Below are 12717 nucleotides of genomic sequence, written 5' to 3' on the forward strand. Positions count from 1 at the left end.
GATCCCATGGCCTTGAAACGCTCCGCTCCACCTTCCACTGCTGCCGCCGCCGCCGTCGATTGCACGTCTTTGCTGACGGCGCTGGCAGATGCCGATCCGGCGAACCGTCGCCTGGCGGCCCGCGAGCTCATCCATTGCCCCCAGGCGTCGGCGGCCCTCGCCGCGCACCTCGACCAGGAGGCCGAGCCCAGTGTCCGTGAGGCCCTGCTGCTGAGTCTGTCGCGCCTGGCGGACCGGGTGGCGGTCGACGCCCTGCTGCGTTGCCTGCGTAGCGAGGACGTGTCGCTGCGCAACGAAGCCTGCGCGACCCTGCAACAGCTGGGCGACTGCGCCGAGGTGATCCAGGCCGTACGGGAGCTGCTGCTGGACGGCGATCTGGATGTGCGGCAATACGCGGTGGATATCCTCGGTCCGCTGACCCACCCGGAGATCGGGACCTGGCTGATCGAGGTGATGGACGACGATCCGGAAATCAACGTCGCGGCGGCGGCCGCGACCTGGCTCGCCGAGCACCCGGTGGCAGAGGCCGGGGCCGCCCTGCAACGCCTGGCCCGGCGCTTTCCGGATAACGACTACCTGCAGTTCGTGGTGACCAAGGCGCTGTCGCGGGTGGAAGGCCCTTGAACATGGGGCGCGATGTGATCAGCGAGGGTGAGTTCCTCACCTTCCAGGAATTCTTCTTCCAGAAGACCGGGATTCATTTCGATCTCAACAAGCGCTATTTCGTCGACAAACGCCTGCTCGAGCGCATGCAGGTCACCCGCCAGGAGTCCGTGCGGCATTACCTGCAGCTGCTGCGCGCGGATACGTCCGGCCGGGAGCTGCAGGCGCTCACCAACAGCCTCACGGTCAACGAGACCTACTTCTTTCGCGAGGAGCACCAGTTTCGCTGCCTGGTGACCTCCATCCTCAACGAGGTGGTGGCGCACAAGACCAGCCAGACACCCATCCGCATCTGGTCGCTACCGTCGTCCTCGGGCGAGGAGCCCTATTCCATCGCCCTCTACCTGCTGGAGTTCTGGCCGGGCCTGAGTACCTGGGACGTGGAGATCGTGGCCTCGGACATCGATACCAACATCCTGCAGCAGGCCAAGCGCGGACGTTTCAGCGCCCGTTCGGTGCAGAACCTCTCGCCGGGGCTGTTGCAGCGCTACTTCAAGCCGGTCGCCGGGGACTATCAGCTATGCGACGACCTGCGCGAGTCGGTGACCTTCACCCGCGTCAACCTGAACGATCCCGCCGATACGCGCGGCTACCGGGATTTCGACGTGGTGTTCTGCCGCAACCTGCTCATCTATTTCAACGACCTGTCGCGGCGCCAGGCGGCCGAGACCTTCTATAGCGCCCTGGCGCCGGGCGGCTTCGTCTGCCTGGGCCATTCCGAATCCATGAGCCGGATTTCAGCGCTGTTCCGGGTACGCAAGTTTCCCGAGGCCATCGTCTATCAGAAACCGAGGGAAACGACATGAAGCGACTGCTCGTGGTCGACGATTCCAGCACCATTCGCCTGTATTGCCGGCAGGTCTTCGAGGGCAGTGGCTACGCCCTGAGCGAGGCCATCAACGGGATCGACGCGCTGGAGCAGCTCCTGGAGCAGCCCTTCGACCTGTACATCGTCGACATCAACATGGCCAAGATGAATGGCTACAGCCTGGTCCGTGAATTGCGCAGCCGGGCGCTACCCCAGGTGCCGGTGCTGATGATGTCCACCGAATCCACGCCCGAGGATGAACGCCAGGCCTATGCCGCCGGCGCCAATCTCTATCTGAACAAACCGGTGCAGGGTCGCGTTCTCAAGGCCTGCGTCCAGGTACTGCTCGGGGAGACCCTGGCATGAATCCCATGCTCGAACAATTCGTCGCCGAATCCCGGGAGCTGTTGCAGGGCATCGGTAGCCAGTTGATGGCGCTGGAGCGGGAGCCGGACAGTCGCGTCCTGTTGGACGAGCTGTTCCGCCAGGTGCATACCCTCAAGGGCAACAGCGGGCTGTTCGACCTGCCTGAACTGACCCTGCTGCTGCATGCGGCGGAGGACCTGATGGATGGCTTGCGCAGCGGCCAGGTGCCCTATGGCCGGGGACTGGTGGATGCGCTGTTGCAGGCGGCGGATCAGGTAGCGACCAGTGTCGAGCGGCTGGCCCAGGGCGAGACGCTGGAAGATGCCGAGGAGTTGCGGGCCTTGACCCTGAGGCTCCAGGCCTTGCGCGGCGCCGAGCCCGAGTCCGAGCCCATGGCGGTGGCCGCGACCAGCGCACCCGAGGCCGCTGACGCGCCGCTGCAGGCCTCGCCCGTGACACTGCCGCTGCCGGAAGCCTTGCGCATGGAACTCTATCGGCAGGCGCTGCAGGGCCAACCCCTACATTGGCTGACCTACAGTCCCGACGCGGACTGTTTCTTCAAGGGCGAGGATCCCCTGCTGCTGATTCGCCAGGTGCCGCGACTCTATTGGGCACGGGCGCTGCCGAGCGCGTCCGCGGGCGAGAATGAGCTGTTGGACGTCTATCGCTGCGAACTGGAGTTCCAGGTGCTGTGCGGTGCCACTCTGGCGGAGTTGGAGGAGCATTTCCGCTACGTGCCGGAGCAGGTCCGTATCCAGCCCCTGGCAGCGCGCGCGCTCGTCTGGGTTGCGGAAGGACCGGTGGCCCCGCCCGAGCAGCCCGCCGCGTGTGACGAATTGGCCGAGTTGCTGGCGCAGGAGCGGGTGGACGACATGCGCCGGCTGGTCGGCGAGCGCCTGGAGCGTTGTCCGCCCGCGGGGACCGAGGCGTCGGTATGGCGCTGGCTGGCCCTGGTGCTGGAACTCGACCCCAGCGACCGATCGTTGCTCGAGTCGTTGGCGACGGCCCTGGCCCCCGAACGGTCCGCGGCAAGCGGACCGCCAATACCGCCAGCGGCTGCGGTCGCGCCGCCAGTGGAGTCCGGCCGGGAAAGGCATGAGGCGCTGGTCGCGGTGCTGGGCGCGCAGCGGCGCAGCCTGGACGCCATCGACCCACGGATTCCGGGCAATCTGGAAGGCATAGCCGGCACCCTGGAGGCCTATTGCCTTGCCTGTCGCCTGGACGGCGTGCGTGAAGACCTGGCCAACGCCCGGCAGGCCGCCCTGGCGCAGGCCAGCACGGCGCCGTTGCAGGCCTGGCTGGAGCGCCACGCGGACGCCTTGCAGGGGCCGACCGGGGCCATCGCCGAGCCGCTACGCTCGACGCCCTTAGCGGGTGGCGCCGAGCCGGCCAGGCTGGCGGGGGGCACCCCAGTGGCCGCCGAGGCGCGGCCCGAGGCGGCCAGCGCGGCATCGCGGACGCTGCGGGTGGATCAGAGCCGGATCGACCGGCTGATGGATCTCATCGGCGAGATCGTCGTCGCCAAGAACGGCCTGCCCTACCTGGCGGCGCGCGCCGAGGAGCATTACGGCGTCCGCGAGCTCAGCCGCGAGATCAAGGCGCAATATGCCGTCATCAACCGCATCGCCGAGGAGCTGCAGGACGCCATCATGCAGGTGCGGGTGCTGCCGCTGTCGTACATCTTCCAGCGCTTTCCGCGCCTGGTCCGCGATCTGTCGCGCAAGCTCGGCAAGGAGGTGGAGCTGGTGCTGGAAGGCGAGGACACCGAGGTGGACAAGAACATCGTCGAGGCGCTCGCGGACCCGCTGATCCACATCCTGCGCAACAGCCTCGATCATGGCCTGGAGACCCCCGCGCAACGCCGCGCCAACGGCAAGCCGGAAACCGGACGGCTGACCATCCGCGCCGTTCAGGAAAGCGACCAGGTGCTGATCGACATCCTCGACGATGGCCGTGGCATCGATCCCGAGATGATTCGCCGCAAGGCGCTGGAGAAGGGCGTCATGGACGAGGCCGGGCTCGCGCGGCTGAGTGACACCGAGGTGCAGCGATTGATCTTCGCCGCCGGCTTTTCCACGGCCGCCGAGGTGTCCGACCTGTCGGGGCGTGGCGTCGGCATGGACGTGGTGCGCAACGCCGTCGAGAAGGTCAACGGTAGCCTCGCCCTGGACAGCACGCCCGGCCAGGGGACGCGGGTCCGCCTGGCGCTGCCGCTGTCGCTCACGGTCAGCAGCGTAATGATGGTCGAGGCGGATGGGCAACTGTTCGGCGTCCCCCTCGATCAGGTGGCCGAGACGGTACGCATCCACAACACCGATATCCGCGGCTTCAAGCACCAGCGAGCGATCCTGCTGCGCGAACGCATCGTGCCCCTGATCGCCCTGCACGACCTGCTGGCGCTGGGAGGCGAGCCGCGGCCGAATGCCGATGGCGATCTGGTGGTGCTGGTCGTGCGCATCAACGGCGAGCAGTTGGGCATCCTGGTGGACGGCTTCCGCTCCACCATGGACATCATTCTCAAACCCATGGCCGGCGTGCTCGCCAGTCTGCCTGGCTATGCCGGTTCGGCGCTGCTGGGCGACGGTTCCGTGCTCCTGGTGTTGGATCTCAAGGAGTTGCTCTGATGGCCGTCGACTACCTGAAACGCTCGGTGAAGCTGTCCGGGGTGGTGACGGTGGAAGACGCCGAGCCACTGCTCCTCTGGCTCAAGGAAAACCCCAGGGCCAAGGTCAACCTGATGCCCTGCACCCACCTGCATACCGCGGTGCTGCAGGCCTTGCTCATGGGCCGGGCGACCATCTCTGCCTGGCCCACGGCGCCGGATCTGCATGCCCTGTTGCACAACACCCTCAATACCCCGTCGTAGGATGAAGCCATGTCAAAAACCATACTGGTCGTCGATGATTCGGCGACCATGCTGCTCAGCGTGAAGACCAGTCTCGAGGTGGCGGGCTTCAAGGTCGATACCGCCACCGATGGTCTCAAGGCGTTGTCACGGCTGCGCAGCGGCCCGCTACCGGACCTGCTGCTCACCGACATCAACATGCCGAACATGAACGGCCTGGAGCTGATCCAGCAGGCCCGTGCCCTGCACGGCATGAGGTTCAAGCCGATCCTGGTGCTCACCACCGAGAGCCAGCAGGCGCGTCGCGACGAAGCCAAGCGCCTGGGCGCCACCGGCTGGTTGGTGAAGCCCGTTCCCAGCAACGAGTTGATCAAAGTGATCAAACAGGTGTTGCCGGGCGCCTGAGCGGTCTGGTGAAGGTACGTACGATGGCCGAATTGTCCTATCCGCTGCACGCGCTGAGGCGCCAACTCTTCATCGGTGGAGGGTTGCTGATACCTTATCTCTGGGGGTGCGCCTGGTTGGTCAGCGCCCAGGGTCCCGCCGAGGCGTGGCTACAGGCCGCCCTGATCGCTGCCTGCCTGGCATTCTGGCTCGCCGGGCAGGCATTCTTCCTGGCGTACTCCGCCCATTCGGCCTGGCGCGCGCTCGGTCGCGGCGCGGCGATCCGTCGTTCCCAGGAAGAAGACCAGGGCGAGCGGATCGACGAGGTGACGCGCAGCTTCGTCGCGACCGCCGAGCTCGACCGGGCCATCGACGAGCGGCTGGGCGACGTCATCCAGGAAACCGAACAGTCCGCCCTGAGCATCCTGGGTAAGCTGGAAGAGCTGCGGGTGACCTCCCATCGATCACTCGACTACCTGAGGAACACCTCGCGCGACAACGGTGACCTGCAGCTCAGCATCCTGGCCAGCACCGGGATCATCGAAGCCGCGGGCCGTTTCCTGGGGGAATTACCGGAGCGGATCGCCACCGAGCACCAGGGGCTGAAGTGCCTGGTCGAGGAGGTCGGCAAGCTCAGTGGGCTCGTCGGTCTCATCCGCGAGATCAGCGCCCAGACCAGCCTGCTGGCGCTCAACGCGTCCATCGAAGCCGCGCGGGCGGGCGATGCCGGGCGTGGTTTCGCCGTGGTCGCCGACGAGGTACGCAAGCTGGCGACACGCTCGGCGGAAGCCACGCAACTCGCCCAGGTGGGTATCCAGCGGGCCCAGGACGTCGCCCAACGGAGCTTCGCCCTCGAGCACCAACTGCAAGACAGCGAGCAACTGCGTGCCTTCAGCCAGCTCACCGGCACCGTGGATGAGTTGCAGCGCACCTATTCGGGACTCAAGACCTTCTATGAGACGCTGCTGCAAAATTCCGCTGCATACAACGGGCAGATCGTCGAACTGGTGATCGACCTGCTGGGCGACATCCAGTACCAGGATGTGGTCCGCCAACGCCTGGAGCGCATCCAGGGCGTGCTGCGCGAACACGCCTCGGCCTGTCTGCGCCTGGAAAACGAGGCGGAGCGCCCCGGCGTCATCCTCGAATTGCAGACGTTGACGAAAGATTATTTGAGTTCGGATGGACTCCATGCCCGGGCGGGCGATTCGGGAGCTTCCCGTATCGAACTCTTCTGATGGCTGCGCCCAGGAGCATCGCGCGCGCCGCCCATGTCGTGGCCGTGGCCAATCGCAAAGGCGGCGCGGGCAAGACCACCCTGGCGGTCAACCTCGCCATGGAGCTGGCGCTGCGCTCCGCTCGCGTGTTGCTGATCGACCTGGACAGCCAGGGTCACTGTGCCCTGGGGCTGGGCATCGATCCCGGCGATGGAGGCTTGGCGGTACACCGCCTGTTCGACAGTTCAATCCTGCTGAGCGACAGCATCCTGTCCAGCGCCCATGCCGGACTGGATTTGGCACCTGCCGATCCGCGCTTCGAGCATGGCAGTGGCGGCACGGATTTCGGCCGCCTGGCGCAGGCACTGGACGAGGAATGGCTACGGCAGCGCTACGACGTGATCATCCTCGACACACCGCCCAGCCTCGACCTGCTGCTGCTCAACGCCCTGTACGCCGCCGATTCCGTGCTCATTCCCTTCGTGCCCCATCCGCTCTCCCTGGCGGGCATCCGGCAATTGATGCATACCTTCTACCAGGTGCGCGCAGGGCACAATCCGCGCCTGAGCCTCCTGGGGTTCGTGCCCAACCTGGCCAACAACCAGTCGCGGCAGCATCGGGATAGCCGGGCCGAGGTAACCCTCACCTTCGGCTCCCATCAGGTCATGACCCCCATCCGGGCGGATATCCGCCTCGCCGAAGCCTTCGCCCGTGGACTGCCGATTCAGAAATACGCGCCAGGCAGCCGTGGCGCGGAGGACTTCCAGCTGCTCGGCGAAAGCCTGGGGCGGCTGCTCGGTTTCTAGCGTGACCCGATCGTCGCGTGGGTCCCGCTCAGAACCTGTACACGATCTCGCGAGCTAGAGACAAACAAGGCGCAACGACCAACGGGAGTAACAGCCAACGGCTGGCCCGTAGGGTGAGCGCCAGCGAATCAAATGCCTGAGGAAGCGGATCGGACCCGCGCTCGGGTTTACGAGTGGTAAATGAGCATTCCGACGGGGCCGCCTAGGCGGGCTGGCGACCCAGGGCATTTTCAACGCCGTTTGGCCGACGCGCAGCAGATGGTGAACAGGTTCTCAGAAACAGGTCGCGAAAGTTTCCACCACCTGCAGCCCTTCATCGACGATGCACCCCTGCCGCCACTTGTCGAAGGTCAGGCAGGGGTGGGAGGTGCCCAAGGCGATGATGTCGCCGATGGCCACCGCGGTCCCCGGGGCCACGACCATGAAGGCGTGCTGGTCCATGATGGCCGTGACCGTGCAGCCGCTGACGTCGACGGCTTCGGCAGCGGTCTGGCCCGGCCGATAGCGGCGTAGCGGCAGCGGCAGGCCGGCGTCGTGGGCGACGTCGCGCTTGCCCAGGGCGAGGATGGCGAAGCCGGGTTCGGGCAGTGACTGGACATGAGCCCAGACCTCCAGCGCCGGGCGCAGGCCCTCGGCGAGACCGGCGCGGGCCAGGACGCCGCCCTGGGCATCGCGGTAGATGCCGTGGTCGTGGACCACGTAGCTGCCGGGGCGCAGCACAGCGAGGAAACGCTCGCGCACCTCCAGGCGATCGAAGGCGGCGGCGATCAGGTCGTACCAGGCCGAGCCCGAGGCGGTGACGATGGGGCGGTCGAGGGCGAAGGCGCCCTGGGCGCGCAATTCTTCCGCCAGGCGCACCAGGGAATCGGCGAAGGCGCGGATGTCGGTGGCCGCCTCGGCGCCGTGGATCACGCCTTCGTAGCCCTCGATGCCGGTCAGGCGCAGCGCCGATTGCCCGGCGATGGCGCGGGCCAGTTCGCGCACCTCGGCTTCGCTGCGGCAGCCGCAACGGCCACCGGGTACGCCGTATTCGATCATCACCTGCAGCGCCAGGCCGCGTTCGCCGAAGAAGGCGCCCAGGGCGGTGACCTGATCGGGATGGTCCACCAGGCAATGGAAGTCGAAGTCGGGATCGGCGGCGAGCAATTCGGCGATCAGCGCCAGGTTCGGCGCCCCCACCAATTGGTTAGCCATCAGCACCCGGCGTACCCCATGGGCCTGGGCAGCACGCGTCTGCACCGCGGTGGCCAGGGTCATGCCCCAGGCGCCGGCGGCGAGCTGCCGCTGGAACAGCGCCGGGGCCATGCTGGTCTTGCCGTGGGGCGCCAGCTCCGCGCCGCGCTCAGTGGCGAAGGCCTGCATCCAGGCGATGTTGTGGTCGAGGGCCTGCTGGTGAATGACCAAGGCGGGCAGGGCGATGTCGCTGAGCAGGCTATCGCCAGGATGGGCGGCGCCTTTCTCGGGGGCGGTGAGGATGGTCATGGATTCTCCTGGCCGCCGAGGCGCTGGGACAGGCGGCGGGCGCTGTCGACCAGCACCTGGCGGTACTCGGCATGGTGGGCCTGGGCATCGGCGCGCGGCGCTACGATGCACAGGGTGGCGATGCACAGGCCGCTGGCGTCCTGCACCGGGGCGGCGAAGCAGTGGGTATAGGTGTCGGCGATGCTGTCGAAGGAAAAGAAGCCTTCGGCGCAGGCGCTGCGGATCTCCGCGATGAAGGTGTGCTCGGGCAGGCGACTGCCGTCGGGCAGGATGAAGTCGTCCGGGTCGATCAGGGCGAGGATCTCGGCGTCGCTCAGATGACCGAGCAGCAGTCGGCCGGAGGCGGTCCAGGGAATGGGCGCGTCCTCGCCGACGTTGGACGAGATACGAAAGGCGCGGGCGCCTTCCTTCATCAGTGAAACGGTGTACTTGCGGCCGTTGAGCTGGCACAGCTGGGCGGTCTCGCGGGTCTGGGCGACGATGTCGTCCAAGAGCAGTCCGGCTTCGCGCGCCAGGTCGAAGTGACGCAGGTGCGCCTGGCCGAGAAAGTACAGTTCGCGGCCGAGGTAGACCTGGCCGTCGCGGCCCACGGCGTCGAGCATGTGCCGCTCCAGCAAGAGGCCGACCAGGTCGTAGACGGTGGACTTGGGAATGCTCAGGCCGGCGGCGATCTCGTTGGGGCGCAGCGGCCGACCCACCCGCTTGAGGTGATCGAGGATATCGAAGGCGCGGTCCAGACCGCGGGCTCGTTGGCGGGTAGGTTCGGTCATCGGGGCGGTTTATCTCAGGCCTTGGGTTTGTAGGCGATGCAGTCGATCTCGACCTTGCAGTCCACCATCATGGAGGACTGCACGCAGGCGCGCGCCGGCGCCTGGCCGGCGAAGTACTCGGCGAACACCTTGTTGAAGCTCCAGAAGTCGCGCGGATCGTCCAGCCAGACGCCGGCGCGCACCACGTGCTCCAGACCGTAGCCGGCTTCGTGGAGGATGGCGATCAGATTCTGCATGGTCTTGTGGGTCTGGGCGACGATGCCGCCGTCGATGATCTCGCCGTTCTCCATGGCCACCTGGCCGGAGACGTGCAGCCAGCCATCGGCTTCCACCGCACGAGCGAAGGGCAGGGGTTGGCCGCCTGCGCCGCGTTCGCCGGCGCCGTAACGAGTGATGCTCATAGGGGTTGCTCCTGTAACGGGGTGGGATTCAAAAAGCGGTCCGGCCAAGGAATTCGGCGAGACGGGTGGATTTCGGCCGCTCGAAGAGTTCGCGCGGCGGGCCCTGCTCCTCGATGCGGCCCTGGCTCATGAAGACGATGCGATCGGATACTTCGTAGGCGAATCTCATCTCGTGGGTCACCAGCAGCATGGTCATGCCGTCCTGGGCCAGGTCCTTGATCACCGCCAGCACCTCGCCGACCAGTTCCGGGTCGAGCGCCGAGGTGGGTTCGTCGAACAGCATCAGGCTGGGGTTCATGGCGATGGCGCGGGCAATGGCCACGCGCTGCTGCTGGCCGCCGGAGAGCTGGCCGGGATGGTAGTCGCGCCGCTCGATCAGGCCGACCCGGCGTAGCCACTGCTCGCCGATGGCCACGGCTTCGTCCTTGCCCAGCTTCTTCACCTTGCGCAGACCGAGGGTGACGTTTTCCAGGGCGGTGAGGTGGGGAAAGAGGTTGAATTGCTGGAAGGCCATGCCGGTGAGCGAGCGCTGGCGGGCGATCTCACGTTCCGGCAGGCGCTGGCGGCGACCGTCCGCGTCGCGATAGCCGATGGCCTCGCCGGCCAGCTGGATGCTGCCGCCCTGGAAGTCTTCCAGCAGGTTGACGCAGCGCAGCAGGGTGGTCTTGCCCGAGCCGCTGGAGCCGATCAGGGTGACCACGTCACCGCGCTCCAGGGTCAGGTCGATGCCCTTGAGCACCTCCACCTGGCCGAAGCTCTTGTGCAGGCCGTCGATGCTGAGCAGGGGGTCGGTCATGGCAGGGTCACCCGTTTTTCCAAGTAGCGGCCGAGCCGCTCGATGGCGAAGTTGATGAGAAAGAACAGCAGGCCGGCGAACAGATAGAACTGCAGGGTCATGAAGGTGCGGGCGATGACCTGCTGGCTGCTCAGCAGCAACTCGGCCACGCCGATCACCGAGAGCAGGGTGGAGGCCTTGACGATCTCGGTGGAGGCGTTGACCCAGGTCGGCAGGATCTGCCGCAGCGCCTGGGGCAAGAGCACCTCCTTGAGACTCTGGGCGAAGGTCAGGCCGATGGCCTTGGCCGCCTCGTGCTGGCCGCGCGGGATGGCCTGCAGCGCACCGCGGACGATCTCCGCCACGTGGGAGCCGCAGAACAGCAGCAGGGCCGCGGTGCCGGCCTGGAAGGGCGTGGGCCGCAGGCCCAGGGCCGGCGCCATGTAGTAGCAGGCCAGCACCAGCACGAACACCGGGGTGCCGCGGATCAGGTCGGCGTAGACCCGGAAGGGCAGGCGCAGCGGCCAGCGGCCGTAGGTCAGTGCCAGGCCGCCGAGGGTGCCGAGCAGGGTGCCGCCGAGCACGGCCAGCACCGAGCAGGCCAGGGTGGTGGCGAAACCGGCGGCCAGGGTCTGGCGGGCATTCCACAATTCCAGGAACCAGGAGGGGGCTTCGTACACGATCGGGCTCCTAGCGGGTCAGGCTCAGCCGTCGTTCCAGCTGGCGCAGCAGCAGGGCGATGGCGTAGCAGGTGAGGATGTAGAGGGCGCTGGTCACCAGCCAGGTCTCGATGACCCGATAGCTTTCCAGGTTGATCTTGCGCGCCTGGTAGGTCAGTTCCGGCACGGCGATGGCCGCCGCCAGGGAGGTGTCCTTGAACAGCGAGATGAAGCTGTTGGAGAGCGACGGCAAGACGTTGCGCAGCATCACCGGAATGATGACGTAGGCCTTGATCTGCCATTCGCGCAGGCCGATGGCCAGGCCCGCTTCGCGCTGGCCCTTGGGGATGGCCATGAGGCCGCCGCGAAACACCTCGGCCAGGTAGGCGCCGGCATAGAGCGCCAGGGTGATGAGGAAGGAGCTGAGCTTGTCCAGGCGGATGCCGATGCTGGGCAGGGCGAAGTACAGCAGCAGGATCAGCACCAGGATCGGGGTGTTGCGCACCAGGGTGACGTAGCCCGCCGCCAGCCAGCGCAGCGCCCGCACCGGCGAGAGCAGGGCGAAGGCGGTTGCCAGGCCGATCAGGCAGCCGATGGCGATGCCCACCAGCGCCAGCTGCAGGCCGAGGGCGAGCCCGGCCAGCAGGTGGTCCAGGTTCTGCCACACGGGGGCGAAGTTGAGGGTGTAGTTCATGCTCGACGTCTACCTAGAGGGCGCGGACCGGCCGCGCCGGGGCCAGGGTCACTTGAACTCGACGGGGAAACCGATCGCCGGGGACGGCAGCTCGACGCCGAACCACTTCTTGAAGGAGGCCTGGTAGGTGGGGAATTCCACCCCGGTCATGGCCTCGTGCAAGGCGGTGTTGACGAAGTTCAGCCAGTCCTGGTCGCCGCGTTTGACCGCACAGGCGTAGGTCTGGGGACTCCAGGCGTAGTCGGGCGAGCGGTAGCGACCGGGATTCTGGGTCATCAGGTACTTGACCGAGGACTGATCGGTGGCCACGGCATCGGCGCGGCCGGTACCCAGGGCCTGGTAGAGCAGGTCGACGCTGTCGTACTGGTCGACCTTGGCCTGGGGCAGCGCCTGGTGCACCAGTTCCTCGGCATAGACGTTCTGCAGCACGGCCACGGTCAGGTCGCCCTTGACGGCCTTGAGGTCGTCGAGCTGCTGGTAGCGGCTGTTGGCCGGCAGGAGCAGGGCCACGCCTTCGCGGTAGTAGGGCAGGGTGAAGGCCACCTGCTGGGCGCGGCTGGCGGTCACGGTGATGAACTGGCAGCTGATGTCGACCTTGTCGGTGAGCAGGTTGGGGATGCGCGCATCCGAGCCCTGCACCACGAACTCGACCTTTTCCGGATCGTTGAACAGGCCCTTGGCGATGACCTTGGAGATATCGATATCGAAGCCCTGCAACTTGCCGTCGGCGCCCTGGAAGTGCCAGGGGGCGTTGGTACTGCCGGTACCCACCACCAGGTGACCGCGCTTGAGCACGTCATCCAGCTTGGCCGCCTGGGCGCCCGCCATCGCCACCAGACCGGCCAGC

14 protein-coding genes and 1 pseudogene are annotated in these 12717 nt (G+C 66.8%); 8 read left to right on the plus strand and 7 right to left on the minus strand.

Annotated features, from left to right (window positions below; all coding sequences use genetic code 11):
• Positions 1–6 precede the first annotated feature (6 nt).
• The 8 genes and pseudogenes from RND78_RS17615 to RND78_RS17650 all read left to right on the plus strand — a co-directional run bounded on the left by RND78_RS17615 (position 7) and on the right by RND78_RS17650 (position 7089).
• Positions 7–624: a HEAT repeat domain-containing protein gene (locus RND78_RS17615; protein ID WP_312730701.1), complete on the plus strand. Its 618-nt coding sequence runs from the start codon at positions 7–9 to the stop codon at positions 622–624.
• Between the two features lie 2 nt (positions 625–626).
• A complete protein-coding gene (locus RND78_RS17620) occupies positions 627–1469 on the plus strand; it encodes a protein-glutamate O-methyltransferase CheR (protein WP_312730784.1) in 843 nt (280 codons plus the stop codon).
• On the plus strand, positions 1466–1837 hold the full coding sequence (locus RND78_RS17625) for a response regulator (protein ID WP_312730702.1): 372 nt from the start codon (positions 1466–1468) through the stop codon (positions 1835–1837). The genes RND78_RS17620 and RND78_RS17625 overlap by 4 nt, the downstream gene beginning before the upstream one ends.
• Positions 1834–4461 carry a chemotaxis protein CheA gene (locus RND78_RS17630; protein WP_312730704.1) on the plus strand — a complete coding sequence of 876 codons (2628 nt, stop codon included), beginning with the start codon at positions 1834–1836 and terminating at the stop codon, positions 4459–4461. Before RND78_RS17625 ends, RND78_RS17630 begins: the two co-directional genes overlap by 4 nt.
• A complete protein-coding gene (locus RND78_RS17635) occupies positions 4461–4703 on the plus strand; it encodes a hypothetical protein (protein WP_312730706.1) in 243 nt (80 codons plus the stop codon). Before RND78_RS17630 ends, RND78_RS17635 begins: the two co-directional genes overlap by 1 nt.
• A gap of 9 nt (positions 4704–4712) precedes the next feature.
• Positions 4713–5087 carry a response regulator gene (locus RND78_RS17640; protein ID WP_312730708.1) on the plus strand — a complete coding sequence of 125 codons (375 nt, stop codon included), beginning with the start codon at positions 4713–4715 and terminating at the stop codon, positions 5085–5087.
• 641 nt (positions 5088–5728) lie between these two features.
• Positions 5729–6304, plus strand: a pseudogene (locus RND78_RS28340) (methyl-accepting chemotaxis protein); the annotation flags it as partial.
• Positions 6304–7089 (plus strand): ParA family protein, encoded by a 786-nt coding sequence (locus RND78_RS17650; RefSeq protein ID WP_312730712.1) that lies wholly within the window; start codon positions 6304–6306, stop codon positions 7087–7089. The pseudogene RND78_RS28340 and the gene RND78_RS17650, both read left to right, overlap by 1 nt.
• A gap of 273 nt (positions 7090–7362) precedes the next feature.
• Here RND78_RS17650 and RND78_RS17655 read toward each other — a convergent pair whose 3' ends face one another.
• The 7 genes from RND78_RS17655 to RND78_RS17685 are packed head-to-tail and all read right to left on the minus strand — an operon-like array spanning position 7363 to position 12698.
• Positions 7363–8571 (minus strand): amino acid deaminase, encoded by a 1209-nt coding sequence (locus tag RND78_RS17655; RefSeq protein WP_312730714.1) that lies wholly within the window; start codon positions 8569–8571, stop codon positions 7363–7365.
• Positions 8568–9341, minus strand: a complete 774-nt coding sequence (locus RND78_RS17660) for an IclR family transcriptional regulator (RefSeq protein WP_312730716.1) — start codon at positions 9339–9341, stop codon at positions 8568–8570. Before RND78_RS17660 ends, RND78_RS17655 begins: the two co-directional genes overlap by 4 nt.
• Positions 9342–9355: 14 nt before the next feature.
• Entirely contained in the window at positions 9356–9742 is a 387-nt protein-coding gene (locus RND78_RS17665; protein ID WP_058768196.1) for a RidA family protein, read from the minus strand.
• A gap of 28 nt (positions 9743–9770) precedes the next feature.
• Positions 9771–10538 carry an amino acid ABC transporter ATP-binding protein gene (locus tag RND78_RS17670; RefSeq protein ID WP_312730718.1) on the minus strand — a complete coding sequence of 256 codons (768 nt, stop codon included), beginning with the start codon at positions 10536–10538 and terminating at the stop codon, positions 9771–9773.
• Entirely contained in the window at positions 10535–11197 is a 663-nt protein-coding gene (locus RND78_RS17675) for an amino acid ABC transporter permease (protein WP_093253983.1), read from the minus strand. Before RND78_RS17675 ends, RND78_RS17670 begins: the two co-directional genes overlap by 4 nt.
• Positions 11198–11207: 10 nt before the next feature.
• Complete coding sequence (locus RND78_RS17680) at positions 11208–11870, minus strand: amino acid ABC transporter permease (RefSeq protein WP_312730723.1); 663 nt, start codon at positions 11868–11870, stop codon at positions 11208–11210.
• A gap of 48 nt (positions 11871–11918) precedes the next feature.
• Positions 11919–12698: a transporter substrate-binding domain-containing protein gene (locus RND78_RS17685; RefSeq protein WP_312730787.1), complete on the minus strand. Its 780-nt coding sequence runs from the start codon at positions 12696–12698 to the stop codon at positions 11919–11921.
• Between the last annotated feature and the right edge of the window lie 19 nt (positions 12699–12717).

Origin of the sequence: Pseudomonas oryzihabitans (genome assembly GCF_032027545.1) — a bacterium.
In the GTDB taxonomy this organism is placed as follows: Bacteria; Pseudomonadota; Gammaproteobacteria; order Pseudomonadales; family Pseudomonadaceae; genus Chryseomonas; species Chryseomonas oryzihabitans_F.

Coding starts and splice junctions, on each gene's coding strand:
- RND78_RS17640 (WP_312730708.1), top strand. CDS start 4,713: ATGTCAAAAACCATACTGGTCGTCGATGATTCGGCGACCATGCTGCTC.
- RND78_RS17660 (WP_312730716.1), bottom strand. CDS start 9,341: ATGACCGAACCTACCCGCCAACGAGCCCGCGGTCTGGACCGCGCCTTC.
- RND78_RS17680 (WP_312730723.1), bottom strand. CDS start 11,870: ATGAACTACACCCTCAACTTCGCCCCCGTGTGGCAGAACCTGGACCAC.
- RND78_RS17665 (WP_058768196.1), bottom strand. CDS start 9,742: ATGAGCATCACTCGTTACGGCGCCGGCGAACGCGGCGCAGGCGGCCAA.
- RND78_RS17670 (WP_312730718.1), bottom strand. CDS start 10,538: ATGACCGACCCCCTGCTCAGCATCGACGGCCTGCACAAGAGCTTCGGC.
- RND78_RS17685 (WP_312730787.1), bottom strand. CDS start 12,698: ATGGCGGGCGCCCAGGCGGCCAAGCTGGATGACGTGCTCAAGCGCGGT.
- RND78_RS17620 (WP_312730784.1), top strand. CDS start 627: ATGGGGCGCGATGTGATCAGCGAGGGTGAGTTCCTCACCTTCCAGGAA.
- RND78_RS17630 (WP_312730704.1), top strand. CDS start 1,834: ATGAATCCCATGCTCGAACAATTCGTCGCCGAATCCCGGGAGCTGTTG.
- RND78_RS17650 (WP_312730712.1), top strand. CDS start 6,304: ATGGCTGCGCCCAGGAGCATCGCGCGCGCCGCCCATGTCGTGGCCGTG.
- RND78_RS17655 (WP_312730714.1), bottom strand. CDS start 8,571: ATGACCATCCTCACCGCCCCCGAGAAAGGCGCCGCCCATCCTGGCGAT.
- RND78_RS17635 (WP_312730706.1), top strand. CDS start 4,461: ATGGCCGTCGACTACCTGAAACGCTCGGTGAAGCTGTCCGGGGTGGTG.
- RND78_RS17625 (WP_312730702.1), top strand. CDS start 1,466: ATGAAGCGACTGCTCGTGGTCGACGATTCCAGCACCATTCGCCTGTAT.
- RND78_RS17615 (WP_312730701.1), top strand. CDS start 7: ATGGCCTTGAAACGCTCCGCTCCACCTTCCACTGCTGCCGCCGCCGCC.